Annotated in this window: 16 protein-coding genes; 8 read left to right on the top strand and 8 right to left on the bottom strand. The window is 47.2% G+C overall.

The genetic code is table 11. The features are described 5' to 3' along the window. Positions 1 to 16: 16 nt before the first annotated feature. The 5 genes from MLAB_RS00230 to MLAB_RS00210 are packed head-to-tail and all read right to left on the bottom strand — an operon-like array spanning position 17 to position 4,957. The gene (locus MLAB_RS00230; RefSeq protein WP_011832424.1) at positions 17 to 640 is read right to left on the bottom strand and encodes an ABC transporter ATP-binding protein; all 624 of its coding nucleotides are present in this window, start codon (positions 638 to 640) and stop codon (positions 17 to 19) included. Continuing rightward, on the bottom strand, positions 634 to 1,557 hold the full coding sequence (locus tag MLAB_RS00225) for an ABC transporter ATP-binding protein (protein WP_011832423.1): 924 nt from the start codon (positions 1,555 to 1,557) through the stop codon (positions 634 to 636). Before MLAB_RS00225 ends, MLAB_RS00230 begins: the two co-directional genes overlap by 7 nt. Next, the gene (locus MLAB_RS00220) at positions 1,554 to 2,363 is read right to left on the bottom strand and encodes an ABC transporter permease (protein WP_011832422.1); all 810 of its coding nucleotides are present in this window, start codon (positions 2,361 to 2,363) and stop codon (positions 1,554 to 1,556) included. The genes MLAB_RS00225 and MLAB_RS00220 overlap by 4 nt, the downstream gene beginning before the upstream one ends. Next, complete coding sequence (locus MLAB_RS00215) at positions 2,360 to 3,316, bottom strand: ABC transporter permease (RefSeq protein ID WP_011832421.1); 957 nt, start codon at positions 3,314 to 3,316, stop codon at positions 2,360 to 2,362. Before MLAB_RS00215 ends, MLAB_RS00220 begins: the two co-directional genes overlap by 4 nt. A gap of 51 nt (positions 3,317 to 3,367) precedes the next feature. Further along, complete coding sequence (locus tag MLAB_RS00210) at positions 3,368 to 4,957, bottom strand: ABC transporter substrate-binding protein (protein ID WP_011832420.1); 1,590 nt, start codon at positions 4,955 to 4,957, stop codon at positions 3,368 to 3,370. Positions 4,958 to 5,110: 153 nt separating this feature from the next. Between MLAB_RS00210 and MLAB_RS00205 the strand changes: the two genes are divergently transcribed. The 3 genes from MLAB_RS00205 to MLAB_RS00195 all read left to right on the top strand — a co-directional run bounded on the left by MLAB_RS00205 (position 5,111) and on the right by MLAB_RS00195 (position 7,582). Further along, the gene (locus MLAB_RS00205) at positions 5,111 to 5,935 is read left to right on the top strand and encodes a class I SAM-dependent methyltransferase (protein WP_011832419.1); all 825 of its coding nucleotides are present in this window, start codon (positions 5,111 to 5,113) and stop codon (positions 5,933 to 5,935) included. A gap of 62 nt (positions 5,936 to 5,997) precedes the next feature. Then, complete coding sequence (gene aspS / locus MLAB_RS00200; RefSeq protein WP_011832418.1) at positions 5,998 to 7,287, top strand: aspartate--tRNA(Asn) ligase; 1,290 nt, start codon at positions 5,998 to 6,000, stop codon at positions 7,285 to 7,287. A 10-nt stretch (positions 7,288 to 7,297) separates the two neighbouring features. Next, positions 7,298 to 7,582 (top strand): Dabb family protein, encoded by a 285-nt coding sequence (locus MLAB_RS00195; RefSeq protein ID WP_011832417.1) that lies wholly within the window; start codon positions 7,298 to 7,300, stop codon positions 7,580 to 7,582. Between the two features lie 4 nt (positions 7,583 to 7,586). Here MLAB_RS00195 and MLAB_RS00190 read toward each other — a convergent pair whose 3' ends face one another. Together MLAB_RS00190 and MLAB_RS00185 are read right to left on the bottom strand one after the other, a co-directional pair. Beyond that, on the bottom strand, positions 7,587 to 7,793 hold the full coding sequence (locus MLAB_RS00190; protein ID WP_011832416.1) for a helix-turn-helix transcriptional regulator: 207 nt from the start codon (positions 7,791 to 7,793) through the stop codon (positions 7,587 to 7,589). After that, positions 7,793 to 8,212 (bottom strand): hypothetical protein, encoded by a 420-nt coding sequence (locus MLAB_RS00185; RefSeq protein ID WP_011832415.1) that lies wholly within the window; start codon positions 8,210 to 8,212, stop codon positions 7,793 to 7,795. Before MLAB_RS00185 ends, MLAB_RS00190 begins: the two co-directional genes overlap by 1 nt. A gap of 118 nt (positions 8,213 to 8,330) precedes the next feature. Between MLAB_RS00185 and MLAB_RS09780 the strand changes: the two genes are divergently transcribed. Beyond that, positions 8,331 to 8,468, top strand: coding sequence for a hypothetical protein (locus tag MLAB_RS09780; protein ID WP_187146123.1), 138 nt, complete (start codon positions 8,331 to 8,333; stop codon positions 8,466 to 8,468). Between the two features lie 83 nt (positions 8,469 to 8,551). On the opposite strand, the gene MLAB_RS00180 is transcribed toward MLAB_RS09780, so the two are convergent. Then, entirely contained in the window at positions 8,552 to 9,004 is a 453-nt protein-coding gene (locus MLAB_RS00180) for a pyridoxamine 5'-phosphate oxidase family protein (protein WP_245525968.1), read from the bottom strand. A gap of 138 nt (positions 9,005 to 9,142) precedes the next feature. Here MLAB_RS00180 and MLAB_RS00175 point away from each other — a divergent pair, with 138 nt between their 5' ends. The 4 genes from MLAB_RS00175 (at position 9,143) to MLAB_RS00160 (ending at position 13,674) form a co-directional block, all read left to right on the top strand. Continuing rightward, a complete protein-coding gene (locus MLAB_RS00175) occupies positions 9,143 to 10,036 on the top strand; it encodes a methionine synthase (RefSeq protein WP_011832413.1) in 894 nt (297 codons plus the stop codon). 269 nt (positions 10,037 to 10,305) lie between these two features. Beyond that, positions 10,306 to 12,537 carry an ATP-binding protein gene (locus MLAB_RS00170; RefSeq protein WP_011832412.1) on the top strand — a complete coding sequence of 744 codons (2,232 nt, stop codon included), beginning with the start codon at positions 10,306 to 10,308 and terminating at the stop codon, positions 12,535 to 12,537. A gap of 108 nt (positions 12,538 to 12,645) precedes the next feature. Next, positions 12,646 to 13,251 (top strand): sugar O-acetyltransferase, encoded by a 606-nt coding sequence (locus tag MLAB_RS00165; protein ID WP_011832411.1) that lies wholly within the window; start codon positions 12,646 to 12,648, stop codon positions 13,249 to 13,251. A 63-nt stretch (positions 13,252 to 13,314) separates the two neighbouring features. Further along, on the top strand, positions 13,315 to 13,674 hold the full coding sequence (locus tag MLAB_RS00160; RefSeq protein WP_011832410.1) for a hypothetical protein: 360 nt from the start codon (positions 13,315 to 13,317) through the stop codon (positions 13,672 to 13,674). The last annotated feature ends 95 nt before the right edge of the window (positions 13,675 to 13,769 follow it).

The following is a 13,769-nucleotide window of genomic DNA, read 5'->3' as shown; positions in this document are numbered from 1 at the left end:
TGGGTTGAGAAAATCATCACAGGTGGATCACCCGGTCCGCCATGAATTCAACAACCGACGGATCGTGCGAGATAAACACGTAGGATATGCCGTTTTCCTTCTGGATTTTTTTAAGCAGGTGCAGGATCTGGGCCTGGACCGAGACATCGAGCGCCGAGGTTGGTTCGTCCAGAATCATCACCTTCGGGTGAACGAGCATGCCCCGGACGATCGCGACCCTCTGAGCCTGCCCTCCAGAGATCTGGTCGGGATAGCGGGATAAAATTTCGGTCTGCAGCCCGGCATTCTGGAAATGCTCCGAAAGAAGATCGCGGCGCTTTGATTTAGGTACACCCTGCAGACTCAGCACGGAAGATAACGACTGATAGATCGTTCGAACCGGGTTGAAGGACCCAGCCGGATCCTGAAAGATCATCTGGATCTCTGGGGTGGGACCGGTCAGTTCTTTTCCGGCATATTTCACGAAACCGGTATTTGGGCGTTCGAGTCCTGCAAGGATCCTGGCACAGGTACTTTTTCCGGATCCCGAAAGACCGGTAAGCCCGACGGTCTCGCCGGCCGCGATCTCCATAGAGAGATCGTTTAGTGCCGCAAACTTCCCATATGATTTTGAAATATGATCGGCTTCTAAAATCAGCATCGGCGGCACCTCACTCCGTCAATCAGATCAGGGATTTCCGTTCTGCACGTTTCGTCAGCAAACACACAACGCGGATGAAAGACGCAGCCATTCGGCAGATCGCTGAGTGCTGGAGAGATTCCCGGGATCGGCACGAACCCGTTCTTTGGAAGACTGCCGAGAAGACCACGGGTATACGGATGCTTCGGTGATGATAAAACGGACTTAGTCTCCCCCTCTTCGACGATCATGCCGCAGTACATAACGGCAATGCGGTTCGAAAGACGGGAGGCTACATCCATATCATGCGTGATCAAAAGAAGACCAGTGCTTTTTCCGGCAGTGACCGTGGAAAGCATCGCTTCAAGATCCGTGACATTTGCGGCGTCAAGTCCTTTGGTCGGCTCATCGGCGATCACCAGATTCGGATGAAGAAGGGAGACCGCGGCAAACACGATCCGCTGACACATCCCTCCGGAACACATCCAGGGATAGGAGGACATAACCCGGTCTGCGTCCAGACCAAGACTCTGCAGGACACCTTTCGCCCGAAGCTCCGCATCCTTTTCCGAACAGAGTCCATGCATCACCTGCGGTGAGATCAGCTGTTTTCCAATCTTCATCACCGGATTGAGAGCTCTTTCCGGGCTCTGAAAAACCATCCCGATCTCCTGACCCCGAATATGATCCATCTCATTTTCAGAGAGATGCAGAAGATCCTGCCCCTGATACGAGATGCGGCCAAGAACCTCGGTCCCGGGGGGGAGGAGACGTAAGACCGCCTGGGCAACCACGGACTTCCCGCACCCGGACTCGCCGACGATCGCAAGACACTCTCCCGGTGCAAGCGAGAGAGAGAGATTTCGGACAGCGGGAATTTTTCCGTTCGGTCCCGGGAAGGAGACGGACAGGTCACTGATCTCGAGCATGTTTTTCATAACTGCATCACCTCGCGAACACCGCGTTCATGGATGAAGGCAAGACTCGTGATCGCCAGAACTCCGAGAATGATGCATAATGCCGGAGGGAGCCACCAGTACCACATGCCGCGAAGGAACCCGCTGTAGGTAAAGGCGTCCGAGATCATGCCTCCCCACGAAACCGTTTGTGGATCGGAAAGCCCAAGAAACGCGAGAGATGCCTCCGAGATCATCGCCGCCGCCGTAACCAGAACGAACTTCGGCACGATCACCGGAAAAACCACGGGTAATATCTCTTTGAACATGATCCGGCAATCCGAAAATCCCAGACACCGAGCGGCGAGAATATACTCGGACGACCGGATCTGAATAACTTTCGAACGCACGACCCGGGCGATCGATTCCCAGGACAAAAGCCCCAGAACGAAGATCAGAACCCATGGACTCGGGCCGAGATATGCGGCGAGAATAATCACCAGAGGGATCTTCGGGAGAATAAGAACGATATCCGTCGTTCCCATCAAAAACTCATCCAGGACTCCTCTTCTCCAGCCGGCAAGAAGACCAAAACCGGTTCCCACACACACGGCAAGAAGACCGGAGGCGAATCCGATCGTCAGCGTCCATCTGGCTGCATAGATCAGGAGGGAGAAGATGTCCTTTCCCATATTGTCGGTTCCAAGAAGATGTTCGGCACTCGGTGCCTGATAGGTAGCAGTTCGATCGCTGATCGAGTACGGAGCAAACATCCCCGGAAAGATCGCAACGATCAAGAATATCAGGATCAGAAGACCCGGAAGGATATACCGCCGGTCGAACTTCACTGATCGTCACCCCGTTTCACCCGCGGATCGATGATCCCGTAGAGAATGTCGGCGATCAGATTCGCACAGATCGCCATGAGAGCGATCACCAGAAACAGTCCGGAAAGCACCGGATAATCCAGATTCAGGACCGCCGTGTACATGACTCTTCCAAGACCATTGAGTGAGAAAATGATCTCGATAAAAAGCGCGCCGGATAAAATGAAGCCGAAGTCGATCGCAAAATGGGTAAGGATCGGCAGGATCGCATTCTTCATCACATGACCGTAGATGATTTTTCTTCGGGGAACGCCGAGACTTTTTGCAAACTGCGGATACAGCTGGTTTTTTTCCGTCAGAACGGACCCCCGCATGATGATCATGTTTCTCGCAAATACGAACAAGGCGAGCGTCAAAACGGGAAGCGCCATATGATAGCACACGCTGAAAAGATCCGGGGTCTCGTAAAATCCTTTGTAGGGGAACCAGCCGAGCTGGTACACGAACACCGAGAAAAAGATCAGACCGAGTAAATACGGCGGAATGCAGGACACGAAGACTCCAAATCCGGTCATGACCTTCGCACGTTTTTTCTCAGTCATCCACCCAGCCCAGGTACCGGCGATGATCCCAAACGTATAGCCGATCAGCATGGAAACTCCCGTGAGAAGAAGCGTCCAGGGAAGGCGGTCCCAGATCAGATCGGCCACATTCTGATGCCTTGTATAGGAATATCCCAGATTCCCCGTGAAAAGGTCCCCGATATAGATCTGGAACTGCTCGAAAAGCGGGCGGTCAAGGCCAAGTTTGACCGTGACCGTATCGAGAATCTCCTGAGTCAGATACACGTCCTCTCCGACTAGGCACTGGACCGGGTCGCCGGGCATGCAGCGGGGAAGAAGAAACACGAGCAGAACAACTATCAGCAGGCATACGGCATAGCGGACGATTTTTCTGGCAAGGATCTTATTCATACGTTTTTCGAAGTATGTATACTATTTGTCACAAAAGTAAAAAAAGGGAGATTAATTGGCCGGGTGAATCGAGAGGAGATTGATCTCGTTCAGGATTCCCGTTGCCTTGGAGATGTACCAGCCGTCGATCTCCGTATTGATCGGCGTCACATCCGTGCACCAGTAGAGAGCGATGCCTGGCATGTTGTCTGCATAATAGTCCTGAAGAGTGGAGATCAGGGCTTTCAGTTCGTCTCCATCCGGAGTTGTTGCGATTTTCGCACAGAGTTCAAGGAATGCCGGGTCGTCAACGTTCTGGAGTTTGCCGGCACCTACGGTGTTCGAGGCGAAGTATCCGGTTGCCCAGCCTGAATCCATCATCATGCCTTTGGCGGTGATTCCATTGTAGGCGATGTCGTATGCATGGGCATCCTTTAATTCGATCCAGGCGTTCAGATCGGAGGCGAATTTATACTCAACTTTCAGCCCGGCCTTTTCGAGGTACTCTTTGATGAGTTCTCCCGCGACTTTGTCACGAGTCAGGAGGGTGACGGTTAAAGCATTGCCGTTTTTGTCCTCGCGAATTCCATCCCCGTTTACATCTTTGTAACCTGCCGCATCAAGCATCAGTTTGGCGGTTGCGAGATTGTAGATGTTGGCCGTGGTATTCTTATAATACGGAACCCCGTTTGGAATGAAGCCGGAGTTTGCCGAGAGAGCATATCCCGAAGCACCGATCTCGACGAGTTCGTCATAATTCAGCGCATAGGCGATCGCTTTGCGGAACTCAAGATCGCTTCCGACATCGGAAGAGATCGTATTGAATCCAACATACGTCATCTTTAAGGACGGAGTTTCGACCGTGGTGAATTTTTTCGAGGAGTCAAGAAGCGCAACGGACGATGTGGGGAACGAGGCGCCGTACTTCCAGTAGGTGTCGCATTCATTCCCAAGCATGGCTAAAATCGCGGCATCTTCGGTCGCGAACCAGTGAAGCTCGACGGTTCCATAGTAAGGAGCATCTCCTTTCCACTTCGGGTTCACCGCAAGGACAAGGGTCGCCGAGTTGATATCGACCGACTTTACGTAGTATGCGGCAGAGCCGACATAGGGTCCTGCATTGACGTACTCTTCGGGATTATCGATCGATTCCCAGATATGCTTTGGAACGATGTTGATCGCAACAAGATCGCCGCACAGACGGTACACCGGATCGGCAAGACTGATGGTAACGACATTCCCGCTTGTCGTGATCGTGGCATTCTTTATCCACGACGGGGCCGTGGTGACCTTTTCAGATGTATATTCAAGAGAGAATTTGACATCCTCGGGGGTAAGCGCCGTTCCGTCGCTCCACTGATAATTCGGATCCAGGGTAAAGGTCCAGGTTTTTCCATCGGAAGAAACGGTCCAGCTCTTTGCCACTGCCCCGACATAGTCTCCGTTTTCATCGACCTGAATCAGGGGGGGCGTGGCGACACGCGTCATCTGGGCAAAGTTGTAGTTCCCGAAGTACGAGGCTTCGGTGATCTCGTTGGGCGTAGCGATTTTCAGCACTGCATCCTGATTGGTCTGTGAAGATGCGATACACCCGCTGGAAAAAACAATGAAAAGCGTGAGGAGAAGAACTCCTGCAACGGCAAAGTACTTTTTCGTATGCATAGTAACTACTCTTTTCTTTGTATTGATTCTATTAATATGTTAGTTTTAAAATTTGATGCACTTTAAATATTATAGTTATTAAAATTAGTATTACAAATTGGATGCGGAAAAAATATCAGTTCCCGCTTCCAAGAAAATTATCTTAGGAGAAATATGAACGACGCAGACAGTGAATGGCAGGAAATCACCAATAAGCAGAAGAACACGGCGAAATACAGGACCAGTGCGGAATTTTTCTCGAGCCAGATAATCGTCGACAAGATGATGCAGAATCTGAAAAACGGCGGAATGGCACGGGTAAACGACCAGCTTACGGCCATGGAAATACCATCCGGTGCATCGGTTCTGGATATAGGGGCTGGACCCGGGACACTCGCCGTGCCTTTAGCCAAAAACGGATGCCGGGTGACCGTGGTCGAACCCTCAAAACCGATGAAGCAGGCAATGGACGAATACAGGAAATTTTTACAGGTGGATGCCGATATCGGCGTGATCCCGGCGGTCTGGGAAGATGTTGAGGCGGAAAATCTCGACAAATATGATTACGTGATCTCGTCGTTTGCGCTGAGCGTGCCGAATCTGAAAGAGGCTCTTGGAAAGATGGATCGGACGGCAGCAAAAGAGGTGCATATCTTCTGGTTTGTAAACGACACCACCTGGGATGTGACCTACAGCAGTCTGTGGGAAAGCCTGCACGGGGAAAAGTACTGGCCGAAACCGAAGGCCGATGTGGTTTGGCACTGTCTGTACCAGATGGGGATCTACGCAGATATCGCAGTCTATCCTATGAAGGACGAACGGGGATATCCAGATCTGGCCTCAGCAGTCAATGATTACGCGGACCGAATGGATGCACACGAGGAGTGGCAGAAAGGGATCATCACCGGGTATCTGGATTCCATCCTTGTGAAGAGAGAAAACGGCAGCCTGGCTTTCCCGGACGAAGGGAAGTATGCCCATATCTCCTGGCGGGTGTGACCGAAGATTCCGACAACGGACAAACACTAATCTATCTCCACCGCAAATACTATAGAGATTTTATGCGCATACCAATAAAAGACGTGACCCCTGAAATTGGGCATGCACGCATTGCAGGCTGGGTCCACGAAGAACGTGACCTTGGAGGACTCACCTTCCTTCTCGTTCGCGACAGAACCGGGATCCTTCAGGTCACCATTCCGAAAAAGAAAGTCACCCCCGAAGTACTCGCCGCCGTCAAAGAGGCGACCCGCGAGTCCGTCATCGAATGCGAAGGCGTTGTCAAAGCAACCGAAAAAGCACCCGGTGGACGCGAACTCGTCCCCGACATGCTCCGCGTCGTTTCCCGTGCCGAGACCCCTCTTCCGCTCGACGTCTCGGAAAAAGTCCCCGCAGAACTCGACACCAGGCTCGACAACCGGTACCTCGATCTTAGAAAACCCCGCATCAACGCTATTTTCCAGATAAGAAACGCCTGTCTTCGCGCCATCAGCGAATACCTCTGGGACAACGGATTCACCCAGGTCCAGACCCCAAAGATCGTAGCTGCCGCAACTGAAGGAGGAACCGAACTCTTCCCGCTCGCCTACTTCGACAAAGAGGCATTCTTAAATCAGTCTCCCCAGCTCTACAAACAGATGCTGATGAGCGCCGGGTTCGACAGGGTCTTCGAGATCGGTGCGATCTTCCGTGCAGAGGAACACAACACCGTTCGTCACTTAAACGAAGCCACTTCGATCGATATCGAGATGTCCTTTGCAAATGAAGAGGACGCGATGCATGTACTCGAAAACGTCGTAGCTTCGGCATATCAATACGTCGCCGACCACTGCGGCGATGCTCTTGCAACGCTCGGCATCACCGATTTCAAGGTCCCGACCGTTCCGTTCCCGCGTATCACCTACAAAGAAGCAATCGAAATCTCCACCGCCGGCGGCGAACCGCTCGTTTTCGGCGACGATCTTTCGACCGCTGCCGAGAGGATCGTCGGAGAGAAGATGGGCACGATGTACTTCATCACCGAATGGCCGACCTCCACGAGACCGTTCTACACCATGCCGTTCGAAGACCGCCCCGAGGTCTGTCGTGCATTCGATATGATGCACCCGAGAATGGAGCTGACTTCCGGCGCACAGCGTTGCCATATCCACTCACTTCTCGTCGAACAGATCAAAGCAAAAGGTCTCAACCCCGACGCGTTCGAGTTCTACTTAAATCCGTTCAGATACGGTATGCCGCCCCACGCAGGCTGGGGACTTGGTGCCGAACGCCTGGTCATGACCATGCTCGATCTCCAGAATATCAGGGAAGCCGTTCTCTTCCCGCGGGACCGACACAGAGTCAGTCCATAACCCTTTTTTTATGATAAAACATCTCGTTCTCTTCAAACTCAAAGACCCGGCATGTGCCGAAGAAACACGCAATATCCTCCTTTCGATGAAAGGCGTTGTTGAACAGATCAGGGAAATCGAGGTCGGTATCGATTATGCCCACACCGAGCGGTCCTTCGATGTCGCGCTTTCGGTCATCGTGGATGATGAAGATGCCCTTCGCGGTTATGCCGAGCATCCCTATCACGCAGGCCCGGTCAAAAAATATGTGAGAAGCGTGAGCGAAAAAAGTGTGACTGCAGATTATTACATCTGATTATTCAGATCCCATCCTCTTTTCCGAAAAGGAACACCTCTTCGATTTGACACTCGAATACGAGGGAAAGTTTGTGCGCGAGAAGGACCGATGGATTATACTGGCCCTTCTCAAGGGAGATGATTGTTCTCGAGGATACGGAGATGATCTCGGCAAGTTCCGCCTGGGTCATGCCCCGGGCAGCCCGCAGTTCTTTAATCCGGTTTTCCATTAGAGCCTCTTGTCGTAATATATCTGTGAGCCGATGGAGAGAGCGGCGAGCAGAACGACAAGCCCGCAGGCCGCAAGCGTCACATATAATTCAACGCCGATAAGAGCCGTGGCAAGCGTCAGAAAACACAATACCGGCGTAAAGATCCGGACAGTGTTCCAGCCGGCACGTTCCCGGATACGGATATTGCGCTCGTCATTCATCTCGATCTCCTGTATTTTCCGGATCTCGGGCGTCTCGACCGATTTTACGACGGATTTTCCAATCAGATTTCCTCCGGAGAGGGCAATTAACGCGGCACCAACTCCATAGCAGGCACCATTCAACGTAGTACTTCCCGTAAATACAAAGACAGCGAGAAGGATCAGAACGATTCCAGCGGCAAGGCCCGCGAAGGAAATGAGTATTTCCTTTTTCATACTACATTATGTGAAGTTTATTTCATATGAAGTTTTCTTCACATTGAGGTCAAGGAGTGGCAGGGATATTATTAACAGGGAATAACTCTAAATAGAACCAGCCAAACGAGGTACATGTATGCCGACAAGTAAGAAACAGCTGGAAAAATTGAACAAAGTAAAGAAGGCAAAGGCTGAAGAACTCTCGAAGCTTGCAGAATCCGGCAGCAAAGACGCCAAAAAGAAGCTCAAGAAACTCGAGAAAAAACTCAAATAATCGATTGGTCGTCCCATACGGCCAAATGAGGCGTATGGGAGACCATCTTTTTTGAATGAATGCGTGATTTTGAAAATTGGAGATCATGCGTTTTTCAGCGCAACGATCTCCTTTACATCAACCAGTTTCCAAACCATTGTTCGTTCTTCGCCGACGATCTTCTCAGGGGACTCGGTGGGTGAGTGACCCAGGGCATAGAGACTGTTTTCCGAGATTTTTTTGTCTGAGATAAGCTGGACGAAGTGACTTTTTACCGCACGTTTCCTTTCATCGTCCGTCACCTCGGAAAGTTTGCCGAGCAGCGTCACGAACTTGTAGGTCGACATATCCGGAGCGACATTTTCTATCTCGACGGATACGGCCGGATTCTGGGAGAACAGCTCCATCTTTTTACCGTAGCGTGTCGAGAGGAAGTAGAGGTTTTTCTCGTCAAAGACGTAGAGGAAGGGTGCGATGTAGGGATATTCTTTCCCTAGGAAGGCAATCCGCGATACGACGTTGTCACGGATAAGTGAGTCGTATTCGCTTTTTTGCATCTTCGGAATTTTTAATGGTGCGGACATTGGTGATCAAGCAATAGATTCTCATACGAAAAAATAAACTCTTGGTTTGCGGCAGAAGAGATGGTCCCCGATCCAGAGGATTTTTATCTTCACGGGACGACCTAATTTATCATGGATCTCCCCTGTATTATGCCGACAACGGTCGTCGGATCGTTCCCTTGTGTGAAAGGAACGGGAATTTCGTCTTTAATCGACCCGTACAAAAAAGCAGTGCAGTTTGCCGTAGCCGAACAGATACGGGCAGGGGTGGATATTATTTCGGACGGACAGGTGAGAGCCGATATGGTCCAGGCATTCGTATCCAAGCTGCCGGGGATCTCGGATAAGACCGTTCTTGGAAAGATCGGAGCGGCGGACAAACCGATCACGGTCGGCGATACAAAGTATGCTCTGACGAAGACGAAATACGTGAAAGGGATCCTGACAGGACCCTGTACACTCGCCTACGCTCTGCATGTGGATACACCGATCTACCGGAATAAAGAAGAGGTGGTGATGGATCTCGCCGCCGCTCTGCACCAAGAAGCGAAGTATCTTGCAGAGACGGGCGTCGCGATCATTCAGGTGGATGAGCCGATCCTTTCAACGGGGGCGATTTCGGTGGATACGGCACGGGAGGCTCTCAAAATAATCTTCGCCGGGATCAAGACCCCGTCCTGCATTCATACGTGTGGGATGCTCGGGGAGATCGCAGATTCCTGGACGAAGCTTCCGGTGGATATTCTGGATTTCGAGTATGCGGTGTCGATGGAGAATCTGTCGGTCCTCTCGAAGAGGGATCTTGCCGGGAAAAAGATCGGCTGCGGGTGCGTGAAGAGTTCCGATCCGCACATCGAGTCGGTAAAGGAGATCGAGGAGCGGATCACTGCCTGCGTGGATGCGTTTGGGGCAGAAAATATTCTGATCGATCCGGACTGCGGTCTTCGGATGCATACGCCTGAGACGGCGTTCGAGAAGCTTGCACGGATGTGCGAAGCGACGAAGAACGTGCGGGAAAGACTCTAAAAACAACTATTTTACAATATTATATTAGCTATTATGGCAAAAACGATTCTATTCATCAGACAATTATTTCCATAATATTTCTTGTTTATAAAAAACTATTTTTCGACGATATTCGTCATGATCGTATCATACATGAAGGATTGATTTGAATAATATTCTTGGAATAGCTTTATCGTATAGAAAATTAATGGTATCAATCGAGTATTATTTGATTTTAGTCTTCTGAAATTATTTTCATTTTGGAAATGTTATACTGACAGGTAACTTCTATGATATCAGAAATATACATCAAGGATCTTGCGACCTATACTGGTGAAGGGGGATGCATGCTCCCCAAAAAAATCAATATGATCTATGGAGGGAATGGATCTGGAAAAAGTACTCTCGCTAAATATCTCAAGGATTGCTCAATATCAATAAATAGTAAAATTATCTGGGAAAATAATCGAAAAATACCTGTTTTAATTTACAACAAAGAATTTATTGAAGCTAATTTTAATAGAGATGATCCTATTAAAGGGATTTTCACCTTGGGAGTGGAATCAAAAGAAGCGCGGGAATTTATTGCAAAAAAACAGGGCGAGATAGATGATCATAAGAAGAAAATTGATGGTTGCAATAAGAATATTGAGGATTTAAATACTAGAAAACAGAAAAAAGTGGAAATATTTTATGAACGTTGCTGGAGGGAAGAAAAAAAATATGGCGAGACGTATAGTAAAGCATTAGTTGGAACTAGAGGAAGTAAAACAACATTTGCAATAAAATGCTTGGAAGAATCCGAAAATTTTGATGAGAATAATGTTAGTTCGTTGGATGACATCAAATCGAGATATATAGCAGCGTTCGATAATGATAATAAAAGAGAATATGGCACCATCAACAAAATTGACGTTAAAGATATTTCAGATATTGAAAAATGTCCATTATTAATGGAAGTAATCACTGGGACTTCAGATTCAGAAATCGGAGAACTAATTGAATATTTAAATAATAGTGATTGGGTGAGAGAGGGAGTAAGTTATGCTGAGAAATCTAATGGAAAATGCCCATATTGTCAACGTACACTTGACTCTTCAATTCAAAAAGAAATAAAGTCATTTTTTGATAAGGCATTTGATAATAAGTATAATGCTCTCAAGAACATGAAAGAAGATTATATATCTCATATTTCATCATGTCTCGAAAAATTAGATAGCATAATAGATAGCCCAATTCCGGGTTTAGATTATAACGATATCGAGAAAAACAGGGAGGCACTTTCTATAATATTTAAATCAAACAAAATAATCATTGAAAATAAAATTACATTTCCATCAAAATCAGTGGAAATTGAAAGTGTGATTCCTTTAATTAACAATATCAATGATAATATTGACAATATAAATGTATCAATTAATAAAAATAATGCTATTATACATGATCTGAAAAATGAGAAAGAGCATTGTAAAAAATTAATCTGGCAATATCTTGTTAATGAACTTATAGATCCAATTACCGAATATAAGAAGGAAATGAGTGGATTTGAAAAAGGAAAGGCTAGTTTAACTAAGAATATTGATGGGCATCAAGAGCGCATAAAAAATATCAAGAAAGAGATTTCAGAGAAACAAAAAAACCTCATAAATGTGACGAAGACGGTTGATGATATTGAGGATATATTAACGAAAGTTGGCTTTAGTGGCTTCAAATTAGATGTAAATCCTGATGATGAATATAAGAATACGTATCGGATAATTCGACCAAACGGAGAGAATGCTCATGATACATTGAGCGACGGGGAAAGAAACTTTATCACTTTTTTGTATTTTTATTATCTTATTCAAGGTCAAAGTGACCCAAATAATCTTGAAAATGACAAAATAGTGATTGTTGATGACCCTATTTCAAGTTTAGATAGTGGAGTTCTCTTTATTGTAAGTACTTTGGTGAGGAATCTGTTTGAATACTGTAAAAATGATAATCATGGAATTCGGCAAGTGTTTGTCTTAACTCATAATGTCTATTTCCACAAAGAAGTAGCATATAGATTAGAAATAGATTATCCCAATATAGCTGGTTTTTGGATGGTAAAAAAAGCACAGAACATATCTAAAATAGAGAATAAAGATAAGGATCCAATAGAAAATTCATATACATTACTTTGGTCTGAGATACAAGATACATCGAACATCAGTCCTGCAATTCAAAATACTTTGCGAAGAATATTGGAATCATACTTTAAAATAATAGGAAATGTAGACTATCATAAAGTTATAGATCAATTTGAAGGAACTGATAAAATAATTTGTAAATCCCTCTTATCGTATCTTAATGCCGGTTCTCACGGGATTTTTGATGATTTTGATATCTGTCCGGATTCTGAATCTGTTCAGAGATATCTAGAAATATTTAAACAAATATTTGTAAAGTTAAATCAAATTGACCATTATAATATGATGATGGAAAAATCAACTTCAACGATATCCAGTGAAACTACAACTGAAGTGACATCTTCATAGAATTATCTCAGAAATGTAGTATATCCAATGGATTCAGCCAATGTATGTACAGACCTAAAACGGGATATGAGTAGATTTATAGGCCATACAGGAGGAGGTTTTATTTAAATGACGGAAGAGGAGAGGATATTTGCAGGCCGGCTCTTTGACGCACGTTCAAAGGAACTTCGCGATTTGAAGCATAAGGCCCATGTTCTCTGTCAGAAATTCAATGCTTTGGACGAGTACGATGAGGGCCGTCTGCCGATCATCAGAGAGTTTATCGGAAGAATCGGTGAGAATTATTATTTCCAGGGACCGATCCAGTTCAATTACGGCTGTCATACGTTTATCGGGGAGAATTTCTTTGCGAATTTCAATACGACGATCATGGACGACGGCCGGATTTTTATCGGGGACAATGTGATGTTCGGCCCGAATGTTTCTCTGATGGCGACCTCACATCCGCTGATCCCAACGGAGCGGACAGCTATGCGGTATGAGGACGGACATGTTTCGATGTCCGAATACGCAGAAGAGATCTATATCGGGAATAATGTCTGGCTCGCATGCAATGTTGTTGTGCTGGGCGGCGTGCATATCGGGGATAATGCGGTGATCGGGGCCGGAAGCGTTGTAACGAAGGATGTTCCGGAAAATTTTGTTGCTTTCGGGAATCCGTGTAAGCCGGTCAGACGGATCACGGAGAAGGATTCGAAAATGAATCTGCTGTGAGTGGGCAGAGAATTGACTGATTGAGCCAGAGCGATTATATATTTCCGGAACGAAAGACCCATCATGCAGAAATCAAAAGCGCTTCTGTGGATTACCGTGATCCTTATCATCTCTGTGACCGGCATATGGGTAATTCTCGAACCGTTTAGTGATCTAAGCGAGGCGTTTACAATGCGCCCCATTGCGGAGGATGAACTGCCGCATTATGCTGTTCTCATGAATCTGACGGAGGAGGATTTTGCGGCCCATCCAAGTCTCTATGAGTGTATGGGAAAATATGTGCATATCTATGAGCGCCCCCTTGATTATTTTAAGTTTTCAGGGGTCACCTCTCTGGAGGGGCAGGAAATTTACGGGAAGTACGGCGGGAAGATCCTTTTCTGGAACGGGACCTATTATCAGTTCCTGTTTCTTACGAGCTGAGATAGAGGAGAGGAGATAAGAGGAAAACTCGTTTGCGGGTCAAAACCCCGCATAACCCCGAGATTTTCCAAAATAGCGTTCAGGGATAGTTTTAT

Origin of the sequence: Methanocorpusculum labreanum Z (assembly GCF_000015765.1) — an archaeon.
In the GTDB taxonomy this organism is placed as follows: Archaea; Halobacteriota; Methanomicrobia; order Methanomicrobiales; family Methanocorpusculaceae; genus Methanocorpusculum; species Methanocorpusculum labreanum.
Note: the sequence above shows the minus strand (reverse complement) of the source record. Positions and strands in the feature narration are given on the sequence as shown.